This is a genomic window from Pedobacter sp. AC163 (assembly GCF_979258665.1).
The window spans coordinates 377,202-400,875 of record NZ_OZ409872.1; the positions used below are offsets into that span (position 1 = coordinate 377,202).

At 39.4% G+C, this 23,674-nt stretch carries 15 protein-coding genes; 5 read left to right on the top strand and 10 right to left on the bottom strand.

The window, feature by feature from the left end:
- Positions 1-20: 20 nt before the first annotated feature.
- The 7 genes from ACZZZK_RS01660 to ACZZZK_RS01690 form a co-directional block, all read right to left on the bottom strand.
- Positions 21-2,468: a glycoside hydrolase family 31 protein gene (locus ACZZZK_RS01660; protein ID WP_463482549.1), complete on the bottom strand. Its 2,448-nt coding sequence runs from the start codon at positions 2,466-2,468 to the stop codon at positions 21-23.
- 21 nt (positions 2,469-2,489) lie between these two features.
- A complete protein-coding gene (locus ACZZZK_RS01665) occupies positions 2,490-3,617 on the bottom strand; it encodes a glycoside hydrolase family 88/105 protein (protein WP_463482550.1) in 1,128 nt (375 codons plus the stop codon).
- 101 nt (positions 3,618-3,718) lie between these two features.
- Positions 3,719-6,625, bottom strand: coding sequence for an exo-beta-1,4-galactosidase (locus ACZZZK_RS01670; protein WP_463482551.1), 2,907 nt, complete (start codon positions 6,623-6,625; stop codon positions 3,719-3,721).
- 251 nt (positions 6,626-6,876) lie between these two features.
- Positions 6,877-7,671 (bottom strand): rhamnogalacturonan acetylesterase, encoded by a 795-nt coding sequence (locus ACZZZK_RS01675; protein WP_463482552.1) that lies wholly within the window; start codon positions 7,669-7,671, stop codon positions 6,877-6,879.
- 350 nt (positions 7,672-8,021) lie between these two features.
- Positions 8,022-8,789, bottom strand: coding sequence for a rhamnogalacturonan acetylesterase (locus ACZZZK_RS01680; protein WP_463482553.1), 768 nt, complete (start codon positions 8,787-8,789; stop codon positions 8,022-8,024).
- Positions 8,790-8,851: 62 nt separating this feature from the next.
- A complete protein-coding gene (locus ACZZZK_RS01685) occupies positions 8,852-10,720 on the bottom strand; it encodes a rhamnogalacturonan lyase (RefSeq protein WP_463482554.1) in 1,869 nt (622 codons plus the stop codon).
- Positions 10,721-10,746: 26 nt separating this feature from the next.
- Positions 10,747-13,170, bottom strand: coding sequence for an MG2 domain-containing protein (locus tag ACZZZK_RS01690; RefSeq protein WP_463482555.1), 2,424 nt, complete (start codon positions 13,168-13,170; stop codon positions 10,747-10,749).
- 660 nt (positions 13,171-13,830) lie between these two features.
- Here ACZZZK_RS01690 and ACZZZK_RS01695 point away from each other — a divergent pair.
- From ACZZZK_RS01695 to ACZZZK_RS01715, 5 genes are all read left to right on the top strand, one after another.
- A complete protein-coding gene (locus tag ACZZZK_RS01695) occupies positions 13,831-15,831 on the top strand; it encodes an alpha-L-arabinofuranosidase C-terminal domain-containing protein (RefSeq protein WP_463482556.1) in 2,001 nt (666 codons plus the stop codon).
- Positions 15,828-17,369: an alpha-N-arabinofuranosidase gene (locus ACZZZK_RS01700; protein ID WP_463482557.1), complete on the top strand. Its 1,542-nt coding sequence runs from the start codon at positions 15,828-15,830 to the stop codon at positions 17,367-17,369. Before ACZZZK_RS01695 ends, ACZZZK_RS01700 begins: the two co-directional genes overlap by 4 nt.
- Before the next feature lie 11 nt (positions 17,370-17,380).
- Complete coding sequence (locus ACZZZK_RS01705; RefSeq protein WP_463482558.1) at positions 17,381-18,316, top strand: glycoside hydrolase family 43 protein; 936 nt, start codon at positions 17,381-17,383, stop codon at positions 18,314-18,316.
- Position 18,317: 1 nt separating this feature from the next.
- Positions 18,318-19,289 carry a glycoside hydrolase family 43 protein gene (locus tag ACZZZK_RS01710; RefSeq protein WP_463482559.1) on the top strand — a complete coding sequence of 324 codons (972 nt, stop codon included), beginning with the start codon at positions 18,318-18,320 and terminating at the stop codon, positions 19,287-19,289.
- Positions 19,290-19,623: 334 nt separating this feature from the next.
- The gene (locus ACZZZK_RS01715) at positions 19,624-19,749 is read left to right on the top strand and encodes a hypothetical protein (RefSeq protein ID WP_463482560.1); all 126 of its coding nucleotides are present in this window, start codon (positions 19,624-19,626) and stop codon (positions 19,747-19,749) included.
- Positions 19,750-19,797: 48 nt separating this feature from the next.
- Here the strand turns inward: ACZZZK_RS01715 and ACZZZK_RS01720 are convergent, their stop codons facing one another.
- The 3 genes from ACZZZK_RS01720 to ACZZZK_RS01730 are packed head-to-tail and all read right to left on the bottom strand — an operon-like array spanning position 19,798 to position 23,608.
- Positions 19,798-22,143 carry a beta-L-arabinofuranosidase domain-containing protein gene (locus ACZZZK_RS01720; RefSeq protein ID WP_463482561.1) on the bottom strand — a complete coding sequence of 782 codons (2,346 nt, stop codon included), beginning with the start codon at positions 22,141-22,143 and terminating at the stop codon, positions 19,798-19,800.
- A gap of 9 nt (positions 22,144-22,152) precedes the next feature.
- Positions 22,153-23,475 carry a rhamnogalacturonan acetylesterase gene (locus ACZZZK_RS01725; RefSeq protein ID WP_463482562.1) on the bottom strand — a complete coding sequence of 441 codons (1,323 nt, stop codon included), beginning with the start codon at positions 23,473-23,475 and terminating at the stop codon, positions 22,153-22,155.
- A complete protein-coding gene (locus ACZZZK_RS01730; protein ID WP_463482563.1) occupies positions 23,465-23,608 on the bottom strand; it encodes a hypothetical protein in 144 nt (47 codons plus the stop codon). The genes ACZZZK_RS01725 and ACZZZK_RS01730 overlap by 11 nt, the downstream gene beginning before the upstream one ends.
- Between the last annotated feature and the right edge of the window lie 66 nt (positions 23,609-23,674).

The following is a 23,674-nucleotide window of genomic DNA, read 5'->3' on the forward strand; positions in this document are numbered from 1 at the left end:
CCGTTTTCTTACTTCTCTGATTAATTTACTTTCAAACTAATATCCCTGTCATTATTTCCAGCAGATTTTATCCAAACAAGATTTGCTTTAGCATCATAGTACCAACCAGCAGCTTTATCTAAGGAATCGACGGATTTGAGCTTTGCCAACATACTGCCATTTTCGGAAACTGATTGTGGAGCTGTTCTACCATTCCAATGAATCTTTGCTAAATAAAAATGACTACCTGGTTTATATTTTCCTTCAGATTTTGAAATGTTTATCATTAAACGATTATCCTTTGAAGAAGATGTGATTTTAGTAATCGAAAAATCACCTTCTTTATACTTTGAAGTTAAGTTATCATCTTCGTAGAAATCATATTTTGAATCTTCGTAAGGAAAAACATCGAGTGTGATCACATCAACAGGCTTTTCTCCAGCGTAAATCATTTCTGGTTGCATTGGAATAATGCTTCCAGCCTTTACAAAAAGTGGGATTGTATCTAATGGAGCAACTACATGATGGTAACTTTTGCCGGCAAACTTTTCTCCATTATAATAATTAAACCAGGTGCCTTCTGGTAAATAAATAGACCGCGTAATCGCACCTTTGGTAGTTACCGGGGCAACCATAAAGTTGTCGCCAAACATATATTGATCGCCAATTTCGTAAACATTTTCATCATCCTGATGGTTCAAAACCAAAGCCCGCATCATTGGCAAACCTGTTGCATATTGCTGATGCATACTGCTGTATAAATACGGGAACAAACGGTAACGTAGCAGATCATATTTTTTAAAATTCTGTAACGCCTGTTCACCATAATTCCAGGGCTCTTTGTAACCGGGATGGTCCATTCCAAAAACAAGTGCAATCGGACTAAACATCCCAAACTGGACCCAACGGATGTATAATTCAGGATCGGCCTGGTGTTCGAAACCGCCCATACAATGTGCCCATGAACCCACACCTGAAAGGCCAACATTCAAACCTGCCTTTATTACGGGTGCAAAATACTGCCACTCACTAGGCCAATCGCCGGCGAAAATATAAGGATAACGTTGGATGCCTGAATAACCCTCACGAGTTTGATTCAGTCCACGAAAACCATTAAGCTTTTCAAACTCCAGAAAAGGTGCCTTGGCATAGGCCACGGGAAATAAATTATGTAGTCGTTCTGCTTCTTTACCTGTTGGCCCAACTTTCTCACTCTCATTTGCTAGTGCACCAAAAGCACTTCCTTCATCGGTTTTAAGAAATTTCGCACCCAATTTCGCTACCCGCATCACCCCATTATCCCACCACCATTGGGTTGCCTTTTCATCGAAAAAGTTAACGAATTCTCCTGGTTTTCCATTTTCTGGATAGGTAAAGCCTTTCTCCTGTGCTTGATCTAATAGATTTAATTTCTTCGCATTATCAAACCGCGGACGAAGATGTAATCCTACCATTTTGTAGTTCATGGCATAAATACTGTCAAACATTCCCTTTGGATTTTTGAAGGTTTCCCGCCATTCGAAAGAGGTTGCACCTTTCCCTCCCTTTTCGCCAAACAACCTCCAGGTAGAATCTAGCCAAAGCAAATCAACCGGAATGCCCAGCTCTCTATATTTTCTCGCCAATTCAACAACGTATTGGTCTGAAGTTTTATCTTCATGTCCCCAGGTTCCTCCGCTATATGTTCCTGCATGTAAACCAAGGGCAAATTGTGGTAACATAGGCGATTTACCAGTAATGGAAGTATAAGAATTTAATATTTCAGGAAATGTTGGTCCGTAAATAAAATAATAATCCAGTTCCCCATCAGCAGCCTTAAAACTGTACTGATCTTTGTTTGATGCGCCCATATCCCACTCTGTGGCAAAAGAATTATGGAAGAAAATGCCATAACCTTTTGTGCTCATGAAAAACGGCACCGGACAGTAATTTGCCTCCAAAATATTATAGGCGCCAATGGCATGGGGCAAACCTTTACCACGCCCAACATTTAATGTAACTTTTTTAAACCGACGGTCCATAAAATCCATCCTTTCACCAAAGCCGAAAAAATGCTCATCGGCCTGAAGCTTTTTAGTTACGCCAACTTTTGTAGCAGCTTTAGCAATTGACCCATTATTTTCAGCGCTCAAAAGTTTTCCTTTTAAATCAAAAACATCGATTTTAAATGGAGTTTTATAAATTTTAATTAAAATTTTGGCTGTGGAGATTATAAACTGATCTCTCTTTTCCTCCACTTTAGCAGTAACATTCGGCCAGCTATATTTAATGACCATTAAATTTTCATTTGCCTCGTATTTTCCGTTCCAGGTTGATCTGATTCGGAACATTTCCGGGGTACAAAAATCAAGCTTCACCTCGCCGTTTGTGGTTAGGAATGAAATTGCGTTACCATCTCTTTTAAAGCCCGATTTATAGTTTCCAATGGTTTGACTGGAAGCTGTAAATGAGATCAAAAGAAAAGCAAAAGCCAGATATTTTTTCAACATAGTGTTTGTGATGGATTATTGCTATTTTTTCAATTTATAAATCTCGGTACCGGCTAGTAAAAAGCAGCCTAATCCATAATCCTCAAAATCTGGCTTGCTGGTATAGGTTACTGGCTGTCCATCTTTTGGCTCTTTGCCTGTACCCTGTGTATACCCAAGGAAGCCATCTTTTTGAACCGCGTATTTTGCCATGCCATTCCAGGCTTTATTGATAATTGGCAAATAAGTTTTCTGATCTAAAATACCTTTGTTAACACCCCAAGCCATCCCGTAGATAAATAAGGCGGTTCCTGAAGTTTCCTTGCCCCCAAAATGATTGGGATCATGTAAACTTACATTCCAAAATCCGTCTGTGCGTTGCAATGGAACCAAAGCTTTGATCATTTCATGGTAGGTTTTCAAATATTCGTCATAACCAGCTGCGTTTTTTGGCATAATATCCAATACCCTGACCAGAGCTGCAACTACCCATCCATTTCCCCGCGACCAATAACAATCTTCGCCATTTGGCTCTTTATACGGCGGAACAAAGTCTTTATCTCGCCACCAAAGGCCATCCTTTGCGTTGTATAAACCGCCACCCTGTACGTTTTTGCTGTGTAAATACATTTTATACATGTAATCGTAATAGCTGTTATCATTGTATAGATTCCCTAACTTTGCAAAAACAGGCATTCCCATTTGCAAAGCATCTATCCAGGTCCAATCGTCTACTTTACCAGATTTAACCATCATATCAATCGATGCTTTTATATCTTTTATACGCTCTGGCTTTTTGTCGATGTTATAAAGGTCAATATAAGTTTGACCACAAGCATGATTGTCTGCATCTCGGGTTTTCACACCATCTCTTAATCCCCAATGATGTTTTTCGCCCCATTGAACGGCGTAGTCATAATATTTCTGTTCACGATTAACTTCATATAAAGCCATTAATCCTTCATAATAAACCGCCCTGGTCCAAAGGTTACTAGGCCGCTCTTTGTTGGTGATGATAGATTTACCAGCATCGGGCCATTTGTTCATGAAATAGGTATTGGTTAATTGCATGGCCTTTAAAACCGCTTTTTTATTTGGAATTTTCTGTGCAAAAACTAGCTGTGCTGATAAGCCAATGATGAGGGAGAAAAGGACTGTGAATTTCTTCATTATTATTAATTTATGTTTGTCATAAGATTTAAATCGGAAACAATCTCTTCAACCTTGATGCTTTTCAGATTGCCGCCTTAAGCGCTATGACAGCAGGTTTTCTAATTTGAATTTGGTTTAGGTTTTAACTCGTCAGGACTATCTTTTGTAAAAGTATCGAACTGAATTTTAGATGGACTTTCGAAAATATCTTTTACAGTATTATAGGCGACCTCATACTTCGGTTTAAAGTTGTCAGACATCATGTATCGTTGCAAGCTAAAATAAAGTTGTTGCGCCGCAGGCGAATCTTTTAAATCGGGACTTAGATTGGCACTCGAAATAATCAATTTGCCTTTACCCACTTTGGCCTCTAAAACTAAAGCCAGTTTACGATTGAGAAACCAAGTATCAATCGGTTGAACGATCGGCTTAAATCCTTTAGGGAAATCTTCCAAATTCATTACCTGCGCCTTATTTACAATTTCCCACCATTGCATATTGCTGTGGCTTTCAGTCGGGAAGTTTTCAAAGGCTGGATTTGCTGGATCGCAAAGAACGCCCAACGTATGCGGCGGACGCATTTTGAACCAGGATGTATTCCAGAAAACAGGCAAAAATGTTTGAACCACTTCTTTACCCTTGATTACTTTGCCTGCCGCGTTTAAGAATACATTTCCGCCTTCATCCAATATCTTTTTTGCCTGATCATCCAATTTGTCTGTATAATAAAAACTGGTCTTAAATTTTGGAAGTTCTGCCGGATAAACCCAAAAGCTCCAATCGTTGGCAAACTCGGTACCTTCAATGCTTACCTCTACATTTAACTTGGTGGCTTTTTGAATAGTTTTCAAATCAAATTTGATATCGCCAATTATAATTCCATTTGCAACAGGTAATGTTTGCGGACTAAAAGCGCCTTGAGCCAATGTTACTCCCGAAGCATCTTTTATAGTCCATAAAACCTTGGCATCTTTTAATGGCGCTTTGCCAAAGTGCGCAACTTGAACAGCTGCAGTTAGCGTTTCGTTGTTGGTATAAACAAATTTAGGAACATTAAGCAATGGAACTGTGCTGTTCGAAAAACGCCTAAATTCTTTGGCAGTGATGTATCCTTTTTCATCCCAAAAAGCATCCAGAACGCCAACCAACGCTGTTCCCTGGCCAGGATAATCATTTAGAGAAAGTAATTGATAACCATTGTAATTTGGGGTTCTTAAAGCTTTCTCAATTTCATTTTTATAACAAAGGGCTTGCAACTTTCCCGAAGCCATTAAAAAATCTTTGGCCTGGTCGGCCATATCATGATCGGCTAAATCTTCCTGAAACATCTCGAAGTTTTTCGGCTTGTAAACACCAGTATATTTTTTCATTTCCGCAAAATTTGGAAATGCACAATATTGGCCCATTTCGTGGGCTACAAAAGGAACGGTGAATTGTTCAATTTGCTTGGCGTAAGTGGAAATGCTCTCCGGTTTCTTACCCCAATCTAAGCCCCGGGCACCAGCACGAACCATATATTCATTATTTGGAATTACCGGCCAACTGCCACCTACTGAAGCTCCGGTGTACAATCTTCTCGAATCTTTTGCTTTCCAATAATTATTAAATTTTGTTAGATATTCTACCTGTCTGCCCCGAGGCTCGTTGCCATAGGCCATCATACAAAACGAAGCGTAGTTGCCGTAGTTTTTAGTCATCCGATTTGTTTCATCATAGATGAATTGATCAATTGGCTTCCCTTCTCCTATTGATGTACCATGATTGGCCCAACTTGGCCCTTCAGGTTGCAAATAAAATCCAGTTAAATCGGCAGCAATAAAAGCAGCTTCAGGTGGGCACCAGGAGTGGAAACGCATGTGGTTTAATCCATGTGCTTTAGATATTTTGAAAATTCGTTCCCAGGCAGCAACATCCATAGAGGGATAACCGGTTAATGGAAATTCGCAATTGTTAGCTGTTCCACGTAAAAATACCGGCCGACCATTAATTTCAAAACTTCTGCCAACAGCCTTAAACTCACGCATGCCAAACTGAACATTTTTAGTGTCCTTTTTACCATCTTTAGCAGTTAGAGTAGCTGTTAAGCGATATAAAGCGGGATCAAATTCATCCCACGTAGCAATGTTATCGCCCATTGGTAACTCTATTTCTAAAGTACCCACTCCATTTTTAATTTGATATGGAACCGTAACCGGCTTTACAGTAACTATATTTTTGGTGTTAAAACTTTTTGCAGATAAGGTAATCTTCCCGCTGGAAGAAATATTGGAACCTGCCTTTAGCTCAATTTTTACTTTTGCAGATTTTTTCTTTAAGTCTGGATAAATCTGAACATCTTCAAAATATATAGGAGAACCAGCCTGTAAAAACATCTTCCCCACTACACCATTCCAGTTTCCCTGTGTATGGTCGGTTAAACTGTGAGAATCCTGACCGACATTGATGGCTTTAATCCGATTGTCTATTAACAATGTAATGGTGTGTTTTCCAGGTTTTAAATTTGCTGGCAACTCGAAGTTTTGCGCCACCACAAAGGTATATTGCGTACCAATTTCCATATCATCAATCCAAACACGCGTTTCTGAGTGGGGATATTCGAGAGATAGAACCACCCGCTGCCCTTTCCAGTTTGCAGGAATTTCTACATCTTTCTGATACCATGCGGCACCTGTATAATGTTTTGCAGGGGTTAACCAGAAAGGAATTTTAAGGTTTCCTGGTTTACGGTATTTTTCCAAACGGGGGTGATAAAAATACGAACTATCGTAAATACTCCCCGTCCATTTTGTTTTAAGCGTGATATCATCGCCCTTTAAATTTTCTGCCATGGAACCTGGCAAATTGATGGTTTCTGGCAATTTGGTATTGTACCATTTAGCATTCACGCCTTCGTCACCAGCATCAATTTTAAACCTCCACTTCCCTGAAACAGAAATGGTTTGACCGAAGCTACTCGTTGAAAAAACGGTTAGGAAACATATAGCAAGTGCTACATATTTTGCAAACGACAATACTTTTATCTGCATAATTTTATCTGAAATGAATGCTAAAGCATTCTATATATTTGGTTAAGGGCACTATAATAGCATTAAATATAAATATGGGCAACCTGTAGTGTCCTGTTAAACCGTATTTATTCGTAGTGATTTTGAACTGTGTTCAAAGTAAAAATGGCATTGTTCGAGATCTTATTAATCAGTTTTTCTAGAAGGAGATCTCTCCGCTTTAAAAAACCGCGTTTGAGATGACGATCAATTAGACATAAGAATCATCCTCTTTACTTCAAGTAAGCTTTCAGCTTATTTTTTTTCAATGCTTTCAAGCCCTCCACAACTAGTGCGGCATTCACTTTCGCTCCATCTTCATTGGTATGTGTATGGTCCTTTTCTGTAAAATAGCTTTTAATTTGATCTGCTGATGAAACCGAATACTTATCTTTAATCAATTGGTTTAAGGGAATAAAATCTACATTTTCTCCCTTTGCAACTTCTTGGGCCCATCCGGCATAACTATCATTAACTAAAACTACCCTACCATCTTTAACCGGATTTCTTGGAATCGAGGAGCAAACAATTGGCGTTGCGCCTTTAGCCTTGATATCGTTTATAAACTTCCGCATATACCACCCATAGGTATAAACAGTTTCCTGTTTCTTTTTGATGGGGTTGAAAGTATTTTTGCTTTCCATGCCGATACCTTTTATAGTACCACGGGCACGGGCAGTATCATCAAGCGGACTGCTGTCGTTGTGCCCAAACTGCATCATCACAAAGTCGCCTTTTTTTACCTTGGCTAAAACTGCATCCCATAAACCATTGGTTTGAAATGTCCTGCTGCTTGTTCCGCCTAAGGCATCATTTTCAATATTAATTTTTTCGGTATTGAAAAAATTTTCAATAAAACTTCCCCATCCCCATAAAGCACCATCTCCTTTACCCTTTCCGTTTTTTACAGTAGAATCTCCAATTAAAAATAAGGTTGGTTTTTGTTTTTGCCTTAAGATCATGCAAGAAGAAAAGACGAGAAAGGCACCCGTTAAGATAAGCGCTAAGTATGTTTGTTTTGATTTCATAAGAATTTATTCTAAAAGGATAATGGTAAAGAATTTTAAGACTTCTATATTTTGTTAGGTCGTGTTTTGCAAAACACCGTGATTAATTTAAGATCCTTCGACAAGCTACAATTGACGTTTTAAACTTTCCATCATTGCCTGCCTGCAGCAGGCAGGCGAAATCGATTTTTCATCTGGAGAAGCTCCAGAGGAATGCCTTTGGCACAATTTCATTTTTTTCATTATTTTATTAAAGGAGATTGCTTCGTGCCTCGCAATGACGACCGTTCTTAACATCATTTATATTGATTTTCATGAAATAAATTACCCCTCAGCATGACAATCGTAACTGATGATACAGCCAACTCATTTTACAATAAATAATTTTTCAATTTACAGCCCTTCAATTTCTTAATTCCTTCTACTACCGATTGTGCATTTAGTTTAGCACCTTCCAAATTGGTGTGTGTATGGTCTCCAGGAAAAAAGGCTTTAACTTTTTCAGGTCCCAGCTCGTCATATTTATCGCCAGTAATTTTGTTGAGATCGACAAAATAAGCTTGCTCTTGCTGGGCTACTTCTGAGGCCCATTTTCCAAAGCTTTGATCAGCCCGGAGCACTTTCCCATCTTTAAATTGATTTCTGGGAATCATAGAAACCACAATTGGCGTGGCGCCTTTGGCCTTCGTTTCGCGAACGAACTTGCGAATATACCAACCATAAGTATGTACAGTTTCCACCTTTCCATCAGGCCAGGTTAACACCTTTGTTTCTTCGCCAGTTCCTTTCAAAACACCCCTTCTGCCTGCTTTTGTAGTGTCGGGTTCGCTACCATCGTTATGTCCAAACTGCATGGTTACAAAATCACCAGGCTTTAACGTTTCCAAAACTTTATCCCATCTTCCTTCCGAAAGATAGGTTCTGGTACTTCTGCCCGCCATGGCGTTATTCTCTACATGAATTTTGGTGGTATCAAACAGTGCGGCAATTGGTGTACCCCAACCCCAGGTTTCTTTATTTGAGTTACGTACGGTAGAGTCGCCAATGGTATGAAGTGCTGGTTTTTCTGGGTTAATAAATGCTGATGCAACGATAACTATCGCTGCAAATGCAAATAACTTTATTGATATTGACTTCATGTGTTTATATTCTTTTCAATGTTGTGGATATTAAACTGAGCTTTATTGATAGTAAATTCTTGTTATTTAAGGTTGTGAGCTGCAGCCTTAACAAGTACAATATTCGGTTTCGGCGCCTTTTTCATTCCATAACCAAAATAAAAACCAGTATGCGGCGGCTGGTTGTAGCCAACATTTTGCCATGCAATGCTCAGGCGATATTGTGGATCATGCATCAAGGTGTAATTTCTATGCTCCGTTGGAATAGTGGTGGTGTAAATTCGGAGACTTTGATTGTCATACGACCGAAGAACAAGCTCTTCACGCCAATCGCCAAAAAGGTCTGCACTTAATGTTGGTGTGGACTTTGTCCAGTTGTTCGCAATAGCGCCATCAGCGGTCAAAAGTCTTCCGCCATTGTATTTATCGATATGATTGCCATCTAAAAGTTCTCTGGAAAGATCTCCATCCCAGTAAATTAAAAAGTTGGTAGATCGTGGCTGTGCTCCAATTCTATTGCCCTTAATATCGAATAAACCGTTGGAACCGGACCACCACATTTGCGCACCAACCCGGGTATTGTCTATGTTATCTGCCACACCTCTGCCCACGTCTTCATCTTCGGATCCATGCCATAATATTTCCCCAGTTTTTGCGCCGTAAACTGCCACTCCAGGCCCTTTTGTTCCTTCTTCAATTTCGTGAACACCAAAAACTTCTAGTCCGGGTCTTTCGGGATCAAGATCGGAAACATGCAAAGCATCGCCATGGCGTAAACCAGTTGTGTATAAACCTTTTCCATTATCGTTCACACACATCGATCCGAAAATGATCTCATCTTTTCCATCACCATCCACATCGGCTACGCTTAAATTATGGTTTCCCATTCCTGAAAAGGGATTTTTTCCATCCTTTGAGTCAAAAACCCATCTGGAGGAAAGCTTGCCCCCTCGCCAATCCCAAGCTGCTAAAACGGTTCTACCATAATAACCTCTGGCCATTACCACACTCGGGTGAATGCCATCAAGGTAGGCGATACATGCTGTAAAACGATCAACCCGATTTCCTGAGTTATCATTTTTGCCATTACCACCTTTTCCACCCCAAGCGCTAATGTCGCCTCTCGCAGGAATGTAATCTGTAGTCGCCAAAGCTTCACCCGTTTTGCCGCTAAAAATGGTGAAAAATTCTGGGCCTTCTAAATTCCGGCCATTGCGATCGCGATAATCTTTTGTTGAATCGCCTATTACTTCTCCTATGCCATCAATCGTACCATCAGCAGTTTTACAGGCGAATTCGGCAATTCCGTCTCCATCTAAATCGTAAACCATAAACTGTGTATAATGAGCACCTTCTCTGATGTTTTTACCCAAATTAATCTCCCACAAAAATGTACCATCAACTTTATAAGCCTGAAAAATTGGTGGATCAGTTAGTCCATTTGATGAATTATCACGACTTCTACCCGTTTGGTGCAAAACAATATCATATTCCCCATCGCCATCGAGATCACCTACCGATGCGTCATTTGGTGTATATCCGGCTGGAGTTTTTAATGGAATAGTCAGATACTGATTTACAGCGCTTCTAGCCTTCAATAAAAAGGACTTGCCCGCTTCTTGCTCCTGATTTTTTATTATCGCCTTTACAAAATAGCTATTATCTAAATCAGGATTTATGCCGACATCAACAAAATTTGTTGCTTTTGATAGCGGGGTTTGATTCAACTTTTTCGCTATTGTATTGGCTGTTTTTCGATAAAGATTAAAAGTGATGTCATCAGGTTCAGTCCCTAAAATCCTCCAGCTGATAAATACAGAATCAGCACCCTGGCGAACGGCAACTACTCCTCTTCCCAGGTTTTCCATTTGGCGCTGGGCAGAAACATACAATGATGAAATGATCATCAGCAGCAGAAAGCCGAATTTTAAAACGACTGGTTTATCTTTCATCAAATTGTCTTCTTTTGGTTTTTGTTTTATTGAACAACATATGTACTTTTTGCAGTAACTGCCGATCCTTTTTCTGTGATCCCGTCTGTCTTAATTACAATTGTTCCTTTATTATCGCCATTGTAGAAAACTACGCTTGCTTCTCCTTTGGCATTGGTTTCTACTTTTGGTGCCCAAAAAATGGTTGTCCTCAAATCTTTATTTTTATTTGCAGGATTGCTATAATTGGGAGAGTAAAATGTTCTTGCACTATAATATCCGGTTAAGTCGAGGTTTAGTAAATGAAGATTTGTTGCACCGAGCGCATCCTGTTTTAAGTTAAGACTGATCACATAAACATCGGTACCCGAATTATTAATCAGGTGCTGCACTTTAACCTGATCAATTTTATCCATTCTCAAACTATAATAATCCCGCCTTTCGCCTACCAACTCTTCCCGATTATTGACTCTTATGATTGGCGTGATTTTTTTGCCATTTGAAATAAATGCAATCCCCTCTGATCCTACTGAATCTACATCTTCGCGAGGGTAAGCTCCACTTACTTTAGTGAGCAAGAAATGCTCAAGCCCGTTAAAAGCGTAATCGGCAGGAGTGATATTGAAAACCTGCTCAGGATAGCCAAACGTCATTACGGTTTCATTAAAGAGCACAACTTTCTTCTTATTTGGATCTGCCTTAATTTGAATATCATTTAAAGTAATTGAATCGCCGAACTTATAAATTTTATTATAATCCATGCGTTTACTGATTTCTGCTTCGATATTTTTAGCAAAATCTTGTAATCCTTTTTTAAAAGTGATAGATATTGGTTTGGTTGCCGAATCAATTTCAAGCCATCCGCCCTTCTTGCCTTTAGCATCTTGCGAAGAAATTTTTATAGGCTGATCGCCATACCACTTTAGTCCATCAATAAAATAATTTCCATTCTGATCCGTTGTGGTGGTAAATAACTTGTCGCCAGTAAATCCAGATCCAAATAATGTGATATTCATATTTGGGAGTGGTTTATTACCCACTTTTTCTCTCACAAAGCCTTTTATTGATAGCGCAGGTTCAGGCAGATAACTTACAGACATAGTTGTATCGGCAAATTTTCGCCATAAATACGCTCTCCAACCTTGTGTTAGCAAAAGCAAATCCAACTGCTTTAACCGTGAAGGATTTTTAACATCAAAATATTGCTCCGGATTTTTAATCTCGCCCTTAATTTCTGATTGAAGCAACAAGTAAGTCCGTATATCATTGCCATCATCCGGAATCAAACCATCAACAGCGGCCAGTGAGAAATTGGTTTTGACCGGCATACCAAAAGCATCAGTAGCTTTTACATTAAGCACTACTTTTTCGCGAGCTTGATAAGTCTGTTTGTTGGGTTTAAGCGTATAGGAAACTTTCTTTTCGTCAGCGATGAAAACCAAACGCTCACAGTGTGGTTTTCCTAAATCATCAACTAAAGTAATTACCGCAATACCGGCTGGAAAACCTTTGCTTGGAATAGAAACTGAAATACTTTGCTTTACCATTTTAACTGCTCCTGTGTAAATTTTGTCTCCCGCGTGTTTAATCACAACTGACAAAGTCTTTCCAGCAATTTCACTAAACATCATCTCATTGGCGGTAATAGATGCTTTTAAGTAAAGCGAATCGGCGGTTACATGTAACGACAAACCTTTTTTAAGTATTTCTGGAAGTGGCGTCGAAAATTTCTCATTGCCAAAAACCCCTACCGCTCGATAGGTTTCATTTATTTTGGGCGTGAAAGTAAATAATCCCATTCCCACGGCTGTGCTTTGAAAACTTGCTACTGTATCGCCTTTACTAGACACAATACTACCTGAAGCTTTGAGACCATTGCCTAAATCATCGTTCGTTTTAAAAGCCACCAAACTGTTTACCCCCTCAACGAGTGCCCCTCCTTCAGGAAAAAATGTAATTGTTTTTTTGTTGCCACTTTCGGCAATGCCAACAGGTTTTTTGTTTGCATTTCGCGTAGCATAAGTGGCATTTTCTTTCAGGTTGTTGGTGATATAGATACTTTTCTGGAATACGAATTCATCGCCAAAATTCCGCATCCAGTTGGTGTAAGCACGTATGTTATACCAACCCGTAGCGATAGAATCTGGTAATTTGAAATCTCCATTCCCTAACCCTTTGCTTAATAAAATCGTTTTTTTATCTAATATCGCCGATTGGGGAGAAACGAGTTCTACATATAAGTTCGCACTACTCGATGTAAGACTTGTGCTTTTTCCGTTCACCAAATAGGCGCTAAACCAAACATCCTCGCCAGTGCTGAAATAGTTCCTGTCTGTTTGCAGATAGACCTTTTCAAAAAATAACTTCATTGTTTTAGCATCGGGAAGCGGCTTTGCTGATTTTTGCTGTGCCATACCCAAGCAGGAATAGCAACTCACCACGACAAGAACAATGATATGTTTGATTTTCATAAGCGCTTAAATAGAATCAATTTCGAAATTATATTTTACCAACAATCAAATTCAGTATATTATGGTACAATTTGCCCTGCTTTGTTCGCCTCGTGCTTTCAGCTTGGAGGCTCATATAAGTTAAAGGTTTAGTTGTATTAGAGTTAATGGTATCTTTTGATAGTTCTCCCTTTCCAATTGTCAAAGCTTCTTCGCCATTTTTTGCTGCATTTCTAAACATTAATGTGTTGTTGCTTAACGATTGCCGCTGCCCGTAATAAACCGCACACAAAGACATCATCATAAACAAAAGACTGATACAAGGGAGCCTCATAAAAAGATATTGGTTAGAAAAGCATCTTCAGGTTAAATTGAAATGCTCTTTAAGTCGACAATTTAAAGACTAAATCATAAACTGGCATCCTGTGGTATCCTGTAATTAGATGTTAACATGCTACATTAACGATCTGAACCCTTTAAAGCGATATGAAATTATAATTGAGATATAAATGTTACTAAATTTAATGGAAACATCTTTTTAATGATAGAAACAAGGACCAACCATGCATAACCTAGATGGCAATATTGTAGAATAACATTCGCAAAAAAATAATCGTACAATTAACGTTTATTATTTTAAAAACTTTACATTTACAATTAGTACTGACCAAATATTATATAATGAAACTCATTGCACCTGTAAAAAGTGTTTTAATTACATGCTTAACGGCTTTCTTTGTGATTCCGTTAAATGCACAGCAGCCAAAAATCGTTAAAGTTAAGTTAGATCAACCCATTGCAAAGGTTCAACCCAATATGTGGGGTGTATTTTTCGAGGATATTAATTTTGGTGCCGATGGCGGAATTTACGCGGAACTCATTAAAAACAGATCTTTCGAATTTGCTAAACCTTTAATGGGCTGGTCGATTTACAGAAATAAACCGAGAGAAGGTGAAGTGTTGGTTGTGAACCGCAAAGAAACCAATGCGGCGAATCCCCGCTACCTCCAGATTAAAAAATTAACTGATGATTTCGAATTGATTAATGAAGGCTTCAAGGGCATAGGAGTTAAAAAAGGGATGCGATATGATTTTTCAGCGATGTACCGTCAGTTGCAACCTGGAGTGAAAATGGTGTTAATTTTGAAGGATGAAAATAGAAAAATTATTGGTCAGGGCAATTTCATTCCTGAAAGCACCGGCAACGACTGGAAAAAGCAATCGGTAAGTTTCGTAGCTACTGAAACCAACCCAAAAGCAAAATTCGGCATTATCTTTCAAGGGAAAGGAAATATCGATTTAGATATGATTTCGCTATTTCCTGGTGATACCTGGAAGAATCGTAAACAAGGATTGAGGGCAGATATGGTCCAGTTGCTGGCGGATATGAAGCCAGGATTTATCCGGTTTCCGGGTGGATGCATTGTGGAAGGAACTGATCTGGCGAACCGTTATCAATGGAAAAATACCATTGGCCCTATTGAGGAGCGGAAACTGCTGATCAACCGCTGGAATACTGAATTTGCCCATCGCCCTGCCCCAGATTATTATCAAACTTTCGGACTGGGCTTTTTTGAATATTTCCAGCTGGCAGAAGATATTGGATCGGATGCTTTGCCGATTCTTAATTGCGGAATGGCCTGCCAGTTTAATACCGGCGAAGTAGTGGCTTTAGATGAATTACAACCTTATGTTCAGGATGCGCTCGATTTAATTGAGTTCGCAAATGGAGATGTGAGTACCACCTGGGGAAAAAAGCGAGCCGAGCTTGGTCATCCAAAACCATTTAACCTAAAAATGATGGGGGTTGGCAACGAAAACTGGGGACCGCAGTATTTAGAGCGCCTGGCGATTTTTACAAAAGCAATCAAAGCAAAATATCCCGATTTAAAATTGATTAACAGCTCAGGAACCGATCCTGATGGCGATCGTTTCAATCTATTGAATACCTCACTGCGTGAAAATAAAGCTGATTTTATAGATGAACATTATTATCGTCCGGCAGACTGGTTTTTGAAAAATGCTGGCCGTTACGATAATTATCCTAGAAACGACACCAAAATTTTTGTCGGGGAATATGCTGTTCATGCCGATAAAAACGTAATTGGCAGCAATCGAAATAACTGGGAAAGTGCACTGGCCTCGGCTTCATTAATGACAGGATTAGAGCGCAATGCTGATGTAGTTCAAATGGCATCGTACGCACCGCTTTTTGCTCATATTGATGGCTGGCAATGGGCACCAGATATGATTTGGGTCGATAATTTAAATTCGTATGGTACGCCAGACTATTACGTTCAGAAACTATTTTCTACCAACAAAGGCACCGATGTGGTTTCCATCACACTTGATGACAAGAACATCATCGGACAAGATGGTCTTTTTGCTTCATCCGTAATCGACAAAACAAAAAAAGAACTGATCATTAAAATTGCAAATAACACCAAAGAAAGCCAAAGCATAATTTTTGATCTGGAAGGAAAAACTAAATTGAAAACCAAAGGGACAATTGAAGAATTGGCAAGTGAGCACTTAAGCCAATTAAATTCTTTCGAAAACCCGGTTGCCGTGAGTCCGAAGGCAGCTGCTATCAGTATAAAAGACAAGAAGCTGAGCACCTCGCTAAAGCCATATTCATTCAACGTTATTAAAATCCCATTCATCTCATACGCCAAACCATGAAGAAATTAATGTTCTCTTTCGCAATGCTTTGCATTAGCTATTTTGCAAATGCGCAAAGCGAAACGTTATTATCCGTTAAGCCTGCGGGCGATCAAATTGTTAGTAAACACATTTATGGTCATTTCTCAGAACATTTAGGGAGATGTATCTACGATGGGTTTTGGGTAGATGAAAACTCTCCTATCCCAAATAAGGGCAGAATAAGATTGGATGTGGTAGCGGCTTTGAAAAAAATAAATGTACCCAATTTACGGTGGCCAGGTGGTTGTTTTGCCGATGAATACCACTGGAGAGATGGTATTGGACCACGAAATGAGCGCCCGAAAATGGTTAATACCAACTGGGGCGGCGTAATAGAAGACAATAGTTTTGGCACACATGAATTTCTGGAGCTCTGCCAAATGCTGAACTGCGAGCCCTACATTGCAGGTAATGTGGGCAGTGGAACGGTTGAGGAAATGGCCAAATGGGTTGAATATCTTAATTTCGACGGCGTGAGCCCAATGACGGCAATCAGGAAGCAAAACGGAATGGATAAACCCTGGAAAGTTTCATTTTGGGGTGTAGGAAACGAAAGCTGGGGCTGTGGCGGCAACATGACCGCTGATTACTACAGCGATTTATACCGCCGATATGCTACTTATGCCCGTGATTATCCTGGTGCTCCGTTGAAAAGAATTGCCAGTGGTGCTAATGCAGAAGATTACCGTTGGACGGAAACCTGCATGAAAAACATTGGCCCAAATAGAATGTGGGGCTTAACACTCCATTATTATACCCTACCTACAGGGAATTGGGGCGTAAAAGGCTCGGCAACTAAATTCGATGAAGCACAATACTTCAATACGATGAAAAATTGTATTCGTATGGAAGAAATTGTAGCCAAACATTCGGCAATTATGGACAAATATGACCCTAAGAAAAAAGTTGCTTTAATTGTTGATGAGTGGGGGATTTGGACTGACGTAGAACCGGGAACCAATCCGGGCTTTCTTTATCAGCAGAATAGCTTACGCGATGCGCTAATTGCCGGCACAACCCTAAATATTTTTAACAACCACTCTGACCGGGTGCGAATGGCAAACCTGGCACAAACGGTAAATGTTTTACAAGCAATGATCTTAACAGAAAAAGATAAAATGCTGCTCACTCCTACCTATCATGTTTTCGACTTATTCAAAGTACACATGGATGCGAAGTACCTTCCGATAAATTTTACAAGTCCGGATTATACAATGGGTGATCAAAAAATTGCAGCATTGAATGTTTCTGCTTCGCAGGATTCAACCGGAGCCATTCACGTTTCGCTGGTAAATCTCGACCCGAAAAATAAAATCTCTATCAACACAGATTTAGGTGATTTAAAATGGAAAACGGTAACTGGCCAGATTCTTACTTCGGCAAAAGTAACGGATATCAACACGTTTTCTGATCCAAATAAAATACACAACGCAAAATTTAATGGTGCAAAAAAATCTGGTAAAGCACTTAAAGTAGATATTCCAGCTCAGTCTGTGGTGGTGCTTGAGCTGAAATAAACAGTATGAAAATGAAAAAGATATATCTCCTTTTAGCAGCAATGATGTGTTGCGCCTCCAACCTATTTGCACAATCAAATAAAGCCGTATATCTGTTTGCCTATTTTAAAAATAACGGTAAAGATGGCCTGCACTTGGCTTACAGTAAAGATGCTTACCAATGGACTGCCCTAAAAAATGATTCTTCTTTTTTGAAACCAACAGTAAGTAAAGATCAATTGATGAGAGACCCCTGCGTTATTCGTGGCGCAGACGGTTTATTTCATATGGTTTGGACAGTAAGCTGGAAAGATAAAGGAATTGGATATGCAAACTCAAAAGATTTAATCCATTGGAGCGAACAACAATTTTTGCCAGTAATGGCTAAACAGGAAGGCGCAAGAAATACCTGGGCTCCTGAAATTACCTACGATAGCCTTACTAAAACCTATATTATTTATTGGGCAAGTACCATAACAGGAAAATTTAATGAAACCGCTTCGAGCTTAGAAGATGGTTATAATCATAGAATTTATTTTGTAAGCACTAAAGATTTCAAAACCTATTCGGAAACAAAACTTCTTTATGAGCCAGGTTTTAACGTAATCGATGCAACCATTGTAAAGGACGAGGGAAAGTTTATCATGTTTTTAAAAGATGAAACCCGCGAACCGGCTCAAAAAAATATCAAGATTGCAACTGCCGATAATTTGACTGGTCCTTACTCAAAAGCTGGTCAAGCTATAACCGGAAAATACTGGGCTGAAGGGCCAACGGCAATCAAAGTAGGCAACGAATGGCTTGTTTATTTTGATAAATATCGCGATCATAAATATGGCGCCATCTTATCATCAGATTTAAAAAACTGGACCGATGTTTCTGAGAAAATTTTACTACCGAAAGGTTTGAGGCACGGAACCATCCTCACCATAAAAGAAAAAGAACTTAAAAAATTATTAAAGCAATAATATGATGTTAAGACGATTAGGCCTATCAATAGTAATGCTTTCAGCGATACAATTTGGCATAAAGGCCCAGGAAAAAATTATCGTAGCCAAAGGCAATCCGATTATCACGGATAAATATACGGCAGACCCTGCTGCCTATGTTTACGGCGATTCGGTTTACCTATACACCGGACATGATGTCGCCCCGAAGGGGAAGGAGAATTACGAAATGCATGATTGGTTAGTGTATTCTTCAGCAGATATGATCAATTGGAAGGAACATCCTTCACCGCTAAATGTTAAAAACTTTGCATGGGCAAAAAACGATGCCTGGGCCTCACAAGTAATTGAACGCGATGGAAAGTTTTATTGGTATGTAGCTATTTCTCACGGAACTATATATGGAAAATCTATCGGAGTAGCGGTTTCTGACAATCCCCGTGGACCTTTTAAGGATGCGATTGGTAAAGCGCTGATCACAAATGATATGACTACAGATGTCAAAATCAGCTGGGACGATATCGATCCATCTGTAATTATTGATGATGATGGACAGGCTTATTTATTTTGGGGAAACCAAAGATGCTATTATGCCAAGCTTAAAAAGAACATGATCGAATTGGATGGTCCGATACAAAAAATTGACGTCCCCGAATTTACCGAGGCACCTTGGATACACAAACGCAAAAACTGGTATTATCTTTCTTATGCATCGGGTTTCCCTGAAAAGATTGTTTACGCCATGAGCAAAAATGTAAATGGACCATGGGAATATAAAGGCATTTTAAATGAGATAGCTGGAAATTCGAATACCAATCATCAGGCTATAATCGATTTCAAAGGAAAATCATATTTCATTTACCACAATGGCGCCATTAATACTGACGGCGGCAGTTTCAGAAGATCTGTTTGTATCGATTATTTGAACTATAATAGCGACGGAACGATAAAAAGAATAGTGATGACCAGCGAAGGAGTAAAAAAAGCAAAATAAAGACCTTGATTAGTGATGAACATTATTATCTAGCTTTCGCTTACAGTACCTGAACTATTTTTGCTAAAACTGCTTCTTTTTTTTCCGCATCAGCGGAAGAAAAAAAAGCTCGAAGATAAAAGCTTAAAAGCTAAAGTAAAAGGACTAAAGCTGGCAAAACCGATTGGCGATAAATTATTGCCGTCAGTTTCAACTGACGGAAAATAAATAAAGCAACCAAGGCTTTAGCCAAATCCTGCAGTTTGAAAGTCTTTGTTTCTTGTAGCTCATTAATTACCTAAACCCGACAGCAGCGAAAATACTTTTTGTTTGCAGCAACCTTGAATACACTGTCATGCTGAGGCACGAAGCATCTGCAGCCGATGAAACACCTGCCTACGGTAGGCAGGGATGCTTCGTACCTCAGCATGACAGAAGCCGACAAAAAGATTGTAGCGAATGGCGGGAAGCAGATAAATAAACTTCGTTAGCTAACTATTGGTTGCTAAGATTTGCTAACCTTTAAATCTTATCGCATCAGTCTTACTTCGTAAATATTGGCAATTCTGGAACCTTTGCTAGCTTCAAATTTTACGGTGATTTCTTTATTCATTAGAGATTCTGGTATTAAGATATCCTTCGAGAAAAACACATTTCCATTACTTCCATCCATTGAGATTTGCGTTACAAGTTTGCTATTAATAATCACATCGAAAGTTCGGTTTTTTTCGGCTCCATATAATAATAGCCTCACTTTGCGAGCTTGTAAATCTTTGTTTTTCAACACATAACTAAACCAACCAGATCCATTTCTAAAATGTTGATCGTTGAAAGTTCCATTTTCCGTTTTCTCACCTTTCAAATCGTGATCAGTCTCGGGTTGCTGTTCGCCAGTATTTACAAGATCAATTGTTGCCAATTCTAACTCCTGTTTCTCCTTTTCGGCAAGCTGAATAGCCTTCGCCCGTTCTGGTAAACCTTCTATCGTAGCATAAGGGAAATAAATCACGTATCTTTTCTCCTCTAAATTATAAAAAGGAACAAGCTTTAAATCTTTGTATTTCGGTTGATAAATTAATGTTGCAGCACTAAATTCCAATGCATTGTTAGGTAAAGGTTTTACCTGACTGGCAAGGGTGCTTTTAGTTCCAGTTACCAAAGGCGCTTCGTTTATCGGTAAAAGCTTACCCGATGCAATATGTCCCATTCTGCTACCGTCGGCAGTGATATTCGGCTGGTCCAGCGTATCTAATGCTGCTGCCAAAACCACGGGACCATGCACAAAGGAAACCCAGTCAGATCCATCAGGCATAAATTCAGTTGAGGTATGCATTGGTAAAATTACCTTAATCCGATCGCCTGTTGACCAAAGTCTGTTAACACTTACATAACCATTTTTTAAATCTTTCACTTCAACAGATTTTCCGTTAACAAAAACCTGCATTTTATTTTTTTCAACCCAAGAAGGATAGCGGAAGTTCACAGCGAATTGCTGTTTTTTCGTCAGCGAAATTTCAAGCGTGGTGAAATCGGTGTTTGGAAACGATGTTCTTTGAACAGCTTTTATCCCACGTTCTTTCCAATCAACTTGCGATGGAATGAAGAGGTTTACAAATAGATTTTTTTCATCATGAGCATAAATCAACTCGCCGTATTTACCATGGTTTTCCAATCCTGATCCCACGCAGCACCAAAAACTTTCCTGAGGATTCGAATAGGTTCGGTAATGCCCGGGACGCATCGGGGTAAAATACACAAATCCACCTTTGCTGCGTTGCGAAGTAAGAATGTGGTTATAAAGCGTTCGTTCGTAATAATCTAAATAAGTGTTTGATGGATTGGCAAGAAACAGCTGCTTGGTGAGCTTCAGCATATTGTAAGAATTACAAGTTTCCGGTCCTTCCCTCGACTCAAGCATCGAAGAAAAATCGTTTGAAGGATGAAAATGCTCCCTCACACTGTTGCCACCAATGGAGGTGGTTCGGTGGTTTACAACTGTTTTCCAAAAAAAATCTGCAGCGTTTGCCATTTCCGTATCGGCTGCTACCAAGGCAATTTGTTCAAACCCAATTACCTTCGGAATTTGAGTATTGGCATGCAAACCATTTAAAGAATCTTTATTGTCTTCAAGCGGATTTAAAATAGAGTGATCTGAAAACTGCTTGGCCAGTTTAAGATATTTTTTATCCTTAGTAATTGAATATACGTTGGCAAAAACCTCATTTAAGCCGCCATGTTCACTTTTTAACAAAGTTTGAATTTGCTCATCGGTTAAACCCGACACCAAATCAATGCACCAATCGGTGAGCTTAATGAGCATTCCTTTCGCCCTAATGTTTCCAGCAATAGCATAAGCATCGTAAAGGCCGGCGTAAATTTTATGAATGTTGTACAATGGAACCCATCTATCATTTAGCGAGAAACTTGATGATTTTATATTGCCTGCTTTGATCTGGTCCCAAATTTTCTTTCCGTCAGGCACCCCGGAAAGATAACCATTACCATTTTTAATTTGACATTTCTCCAGCTCATCGATCATATAATCAAGCCGCTGCTTTACTTTTAAATCGCCGGTTGAGGCATACATTAGTGATAGTGCCGATACATAGTGGCCACCAATGTGCCCATCTAAACCCGTATTTTCCCAGTTACCGTACGAACTAGATTTTGGTGTTAAGCCAGCCTCTACATGGTATGGTGCTAAAAGTTTATCGGCATTTAGCGAGAGCATATAATTTTGATCGGTTTGCTGAGCAGCCAAAAAAGGACTTTCTAGTAAACGCACATCTCTCAACTGAAAAGCGGTGAGCTTCTGTTGCGCCATACAGCATACGTTAACAGTAAAGAAACAAATAAGGGATAGAATGAATTTCATGATCGTTTATTAATTTCCATCAGGTTTGATTAAGCTGCTATTAGGGCTTTCAGGCCATTTCCAAACTGATGGGTCATCTGGTTTTGATGGATCAAAATTAGGAAAATCGTTCACAATATATTTAGCAATGCCAAGCTGCTGAGCTTTAATTCCTAAAACCACGCACTTTGCAATTTCATAAGCCCCGTACGGGTTGAAATGTGTATTGTCTGCCAATGGTTTATCCTGGTCGGGATAGCTATTTGCTGGATAATGAACAAAGGCTTTTTTAGATTTGTCTTCGCCCAATGCATCGTACAATTTGGCTGTCATCACATTAAGATCAATTAAAGCAACGTTTTCCTCTTTAGCTACCTTCCTTGCGGCATCTGGATAATCGCCAAGTGTATTCTGTGTTTTTCCATCTGCTCCAAAAGATCTTCTGCTAGTAGAAGTAACAATTACAGGGATTCCACCGATTTTCTTAAATTCAGAAACAAAGGTTTTCATCCGCTCCGTATAGGATTTATAAGCTCCATCATTGGCGCCTTTTTCCTTTTGATCGTTGTGGCCAAATTCTATAAACAGGTAATCGCCTGGCTTTGCAATACTCAGAATTTTATCCAACCTTCTGCTTCCTTGGAAAGAGCCCAATGTGAGGCCAGATTCTGCATGGTTGGCAATGGCAACACCAGGCTTAAAAAACCGGGGAATCATTTGCCCCCAGGATGCCCAAGGTTCATTTTCCTGATTGACAACTGTAGAATTGCCAGCCAAAAAAACAGTAATCTGATCTTCAACTTTTGTAATTTCTAAGCCTGCTAATGCTGTTTGGTGATCAAACTCTAAGGTTAATTTATCGTCCCAATCTAGTTTGGTAAGCTCACGGGGTTTCAGCCCAACAACCCTCCCATCTTTAATGTTTTTATTTTTTACATTGACAATGAACGATTTGACCACATATTGGCCTGCTTTAGTTTTAACATCCTCTAGCATCAGCCGGCGGGATTCTGCTTTAACCGTAGTTAACGACGATTCTTTTGCATCTCCCAATGTTAATGTTACCCTATAATTTCCCTCTGGTACCGCTACCGAAAAATAAAACGGCTTATTGCTTCGCACCAAGTCGGCATTGAGCAGGTTTTTGCCTCCCCGGTCGATTCCTTCTACCTCACTATCAAAATCGAAACCATATTTTTTGTTATTCGCAAAGCTGGTTTTTGGTAAAATTTTGATGTGGTTTTTTGCTGCCTTGCCTGGCCCAAAGTCAAACTTATAATCTATACTTTGCGCTCTTAATTGGTGGCAGAAAAACACAGCGCCGCTAATTAATATCAGTTTTTTAAAATTCATTTGCTTTTTTTTCGATGGTTTTTCCGTGGGTAGATGTTTTGTTTCCGGCGATGCGTAAATAGATCTTATCCGCACTGATATTGGTGGCATAGTTGGTCCATAAATCACCCGCAAATAAAATTATTGTACTCATAAATGGAACGTTCAAACCGCAATCGGTACTGGAAAAATATATTTGGTTAAGCAACTGAAAACTCAA

What these genes read in the sequence shown, in the direction of transcription:
- ACZZZK_RS01660 (WP_463482549.1), bottom strand. Translation starts at nt 2,468, where the DNA reads ATGTTGAAAAAATATCTGGCTTTTGCTTTTCTTTTGATCTCATTTACA.
- ACZZZK_RS01665 (WP_463482550.1), bottom strand. Translation starts at nt 3,617, where the DNA reads ATGAAGAAATTCACAGTCCTTTTCTCCCTCATCATTGGCTTATCAGCA.
- ACZZZK_RS01670 (WP_463482551.1), bottom strand. Translation starts at nt 6,625, where the DNA reads ATGCAGATAAAAGTATTGTCGTTTGCAAAATATGTAGCACTTGCTATA.
- ACZZZK_RS01675 (WP_463482552.1), bottom strand. Translation starts at nt 7,671, where the DNA reads ATGAAATCAAAACAAACATACTTAGCGCTTATCTTAACGGGTGCCTTT.
- ACZZZK_RS01680 (WP_463482553.1), bottom strand. Translation starts at nt 8,789, where the DNA reads ATGAAGTCAATATCAATAAAGTTATTTGCATTTGCAGCGATAGTTATC.
- ACZZZK_RS01685 (WP_463482554.1), bottom strand. Translation starts at nt 10,720, where the DNA reads ATGAAAGATAAACCAGTCGTTTTAAAATTCGGCTTTCTGCTGCTGATG.
- ACZZZK_RS01690 (WP_463482555.1), bottom strand. Translation starts at nt 13,170, where the DNA reads ATGAAAATCAAACATATCATTGTTCTTGTCGTGGTGAGTTGCTATTCC.
- ACZZZK_RS01695 (WP_463482556.1), top strand. Translation starts at nt 13,831, where the DNA reads ATGAAACTCATTGCACCTGTAAAAAGTGTTTTAATTACATGCTTAACG.
- ACZZZK_RS01700 (WP_463482557.1), top strand. Translation starts at nt 15,828, where the DNA reads ATGAAGAAATTAATGTTCTCTTTCGCAATGCTTTGCATTAGCTATTTT.
- ACZZZK_RS01705 (WP_463482558.1), top strand. Translation starts at nt 17,381, where the DNA reads ATGAAAAAGATATATCTCCTTTTAGCAGCAATGATGTGTTGCGCCTCC.
- ACZZZK_RS01710 (WP_463482559.1), top strand. Translation starts at nt 18,318, where the DNA reads ATGATGTTAAGACGATTAGGCCTATCAATAGTAATGCTTTCAGCGATA.
- ACZZZK_RS01715 (WP_463482560.1), top strand. Translation starts at nt 19,624, where the DNA reads ATGCTGAGGCACGAAGCATCTGCAGCCGATGAAACACCTGCCTACGGT.
- ACZZZK_RS01720 (WP_463482561.1), bottom strand. Translation starts at nt 22,143, where the DNA reads ATGAAATTCATTCTATCCCTTATTTGTTTCTTTACTGTTAACGTATGC.
- ACZZZK_RS01725 (WP_463482562.1), bottom strand. Translation starts at nt 23,475, where the DNA reads ATGAATTTTAAAAAACTGATATTAATTAGCGGCGCTGTGTTTTTCTGC.
- ACZZZK_RS01730 (WP_463482563.1), bottom strand. Translation starts at nt 23,608, where the DNA reads ATGAGTACAATAATTTTATTTGCGGGTGATTTATGGACCAACTATGCC.